Annotated in this window: 1 protein-coding gene and 1 pseudogene; one reads left to right on the top strand and one right to left on the bottom strand. The window is 69.6% G+C overall.

The genetic code is table 11. The features are described 5' to 3' along the window. Positions 1-380 precede the first annotated feature (380 nt). Positions 381-1,175, top strand: a complete 795-nt coding sequence (locus KDL01_RS40370) for a DUF1684 domain-containing protein (RefSeq protein WP_212534008.1) — start codon at positions 381-383, stop codon at positions 1,173-1,175. A 507-nt stretch (positions 1,176-1,682) separates the two neighbouring features. On the opposite strand, the pseudogene KDL01_RS40365 reads toward KDL01_RS40370, so the two are convergent. Next, positions 1,683-2,626, bottom strand: a pseudogene (locus KDL01_RS40365) (hypothetical protein); the annotation flags it as partial.

Below are 2,626 nucleotides of genomic sequence, written 5' to 3'. Positions count from 1 at the left end.
GGCGACTTCGACGCCTACTGGGCCTACCACGAAGCCCGCGACTACCAACGCAACCACCTTGCTCGCTACAAGAACCAGATTCTGCCTACAACCGCAGATCCCTAGACCCGGCCAAGACCTGCACCCATCGGCAATCGGCATACGACGTGGGGCGTGCGGCAATCGGCATGCGGCACACGGCGTGGGGCGTGGGGCGTGCAGCATTCGGGATGGGGACGCGGCGTGGGGCTGTGGCATTCGGGATGCGGCGCGGGGTGTGCGGCAATCGGTATGCGGCGTGGGGCATCGGCGGGAACAGGTGCGGACGGCATTCTGTTATATCGGCCAGCCGTGGCCGATCAGTGCGCGGCAGAGGGTTCCCCGAACAAGGAGCAGCACGCGTGAGCGAGGCCGAGAACTGGCTGAAGTGGCGGACCGAGCGTGAGGAGAAGCTGCGTGCGCCGCATGGCGTGCTCGCGCTGACGGGCACGTACTGGCTCGACGAGACGCCGGCTCCGATCGTCGACGGCGAGCCGGTTCTCTGGAGCGCCGGGCCCGACGGCGCCTCGGTCGTCGTCACCGCGAAGGCCGAGCACGGCCTCGTGTTGCGCGGCGAGCCCGTCGACGGCACGGTCACGCTGCTCCCGGACACCGCCGAGCACCCCGACACCCTGTCCGTGCCGGACGGCGACATCCTCCTCGTCCCGATCGAGCGCGAGGGCTCCGCGGCCCTGCGCGTCTACGACCCGAACTCGGCCACGCTCAAGGCGTTCGACGGCATCGAGGCGTTCGACTACGACCCGAACTGGGCCGTGGCGGCCACGTTCCGGCCGTACGACGGGTCGTGCGTCGAGAAGGTCCTCAACGCCGACGGCGTGGCCCGCGGGCTCGGTCTCGACGGCACCGTCGAGTTCGAACTCGAGGACGGACGCCACGAGTTCGCGGCGGCGCTCACCGGTGGCGGCGGCCTGTGGATCGTCTTCGCCGACCCGACCACGGCCGACTCGAAGCCGTTCTTCCGCTTCCTGTCCACCGCGGCCCCGGCCGAGGCGGACGGCTCCGTCACGCTCGACTTCAACCGCGCCTACCTGCCGCCGTGCTCCTTCGCCGACCACTACGTCTGCCCGGTCCCGCCGCGCGGCAACACCCTCGAGACCCCCGTGCGCGCGGGCGAGCTCGCGGTGAAGACCCGCTGACGAAGAACGCTAACGAAGACCCGCTGACCGAAGACCCGCTGACCGAAGACGCGCTAACCGAAGACCGCTAAAGAAGGTCCGCTAACCCGAAGACCCGCTAACCAGGAGCAGTCGAGCAGTCGAGCAGTCGAGCAGTCGAGCAGTCGAGCAGTCGAGCAGTCGAGCAGTCGAGCAGTCGAGCAGTCGAGCAGTCGAGCAGTCGAGCAGTCGGGCGGTCGGCACTTGGGCACTCGGGCAGTTCGGCCTTCTGGACTGGCTCGGTCCGGGTGGCCGCGGCTGGGTCGGCTCGGGTTGGCCGCGTCTGGCCCGCCGTCACCTGGCCTGGGTTGGACGACTCGGCTCGGCCGGTCAGCCGGGCCGGCTGAGCTGAGTACGTCCTGGCCGACTGGGCCGGGAACCATCGGTCACCTCGTCCGCAATGATGGCTCCCGGCTCACAGCCGGAAGGGTGTGCGTTTTCTCGCTAGGCGTCCTCCGTTCGGTGGTTGGCAGGTCTGGTGAGGTGCCGTCAGAACGCGCCGCTGTATGCGGGGCCTCTGACGCGCAGCCCTGATCGAGGCGGCAGCGTCGGTGTGGTCGTCGGTGCGAGTTGCACGCGGCCGGGTACACCTTCTTCCGCTGCCGGGTCAGGTACGGGTTGGCCGAGCGGAAGCAGCGCGACGCCTGTCGGCAGCGTTGCTTCCGGTCGCGCTGCGAGGGCGGCCGTGACGCGGTTCACGATCGCGGTGGTGTTCGCGGTCAAGTCGTGGGCCGAGATCTCGACTACCTCGAAACCGAGCCGGCCCAGCTCGGCCCGTTCGTTCGGGCCCGCGTCGATCGTGACGGCGAGGGCCCGGCTCGGCCACAGAGCCTCGGCTACGGCGATCCGTCTGCGGTCGCCGTAGATCGCGACGTGACGCAGCAGGCCGAGGGGCCCGTGACGGGCGAGATCGTCGAAGAGCCGGTGAGCCGCGGCGTCGCGCTCGCGGGTGCGGGCTCGCACCAGTGCTTGACGCAGGGCTTTGGTATGTCGTCGCGGCGCCTGGTCGAGTTCTTGCTCGAGGTCGCTGAGGCTGGCCAGGCCTGAGGACACCGTGGCGAGCACCACCGTCTCGATGAACGCCTCGGCCATGACGTCGTCCGGCGCTTCCAGACACCAGGTGCACGTGTCGAGTACGGCTCGCGCGGGTGGGGCGAGGTTCACCCCGTGGCGTCGGATCGGTTCGGGGAGGCGGGTCGTGCGCGAGATGCGTACGTACTCGATGTTCTGTCGGCGCCGGCCGTGCGGAAGAAGTAGGTGGACGCGCCATGCGGGGACGTCGGTGTGGGGCGGCGGGGGAATGGTCGCGAACGTATGGCCGGATGAGGCGGCTGTTGGGGCCGTCGTCGGGGCGGTCGTTGTGGCGGTGGTCAGTTTGAGCGGGTTGCGTGGAGTCGGGATGGCGGTGCGTCGGGGGTGGATCGGGGTCAGGG

Source organism: Actinospica durhamensis, from assembly GCF_018139695.1.
In the GTDB taxonomy this organism is placed as follows: domain Bacteria; phylum Actinomycetota; class Actinomycetes; order Streptomycetales; family Catenulisporaceae; genus Actinospica; species Actinospica durhamensis.
This window is presented reverse-complemented; position numbering and strand designations above follow the sequence as displayed.